Genomic DNA, 328 nt, shown 5'->3' with positions numbered 1-328 from the left:
GATACTCAGGATCAAAATGTTCATGAACCCATCCCATTCTAGGCACTTGAAGAGGTGCTAATTGGCTTAGTCCTGCTTGTGCTTTAAATAATTTATTATAGGATTCGGGATTTTTGCTCATACCCGCTGAAGCTATTTGTCTCAATCCTCCTGGACTGCCTATTTGCTCTTGTATGTCCTTTGGATTATCCATTCATAGGCCATTTAGCGCACAATCATTTTTTGTCTGATCTAACCTTTCATATTGTTCTCTTTGCTCTGTTGTAAGATTAAGATGCCTAACATGGTCTTTTCCTCCATTTTTACCACGTATAAGACATAGGGGAAT

Annotated in this window: 1 protein-coding gene; it reads right to left on the bottom strand. The window is 38.7% G+C overall.

Annotated features, from left to right (window positions below):
• Positions 1–193 (bottom strand): hypothetical protein (locus MUW74_RS04225; protein WP_243553106.1); only part of this gene is annotated, 193 nt, incomplete at its 3' end.
• Positions 194–328: the final 135 nt, after the last annotated feature.

The sequence above is a fragment of the Candidatus Cardinium sp. cBcalN2 genome (assembly GCF_022810445.1).
Lineage (GTDB): Bacteria > Bacteroidota > Bacteroidia > Cytophagales > Amoebophilaceae > Cardinium.
This window is presented reverse-complemented; position numbering and strand designations above follow the sequence as displayed.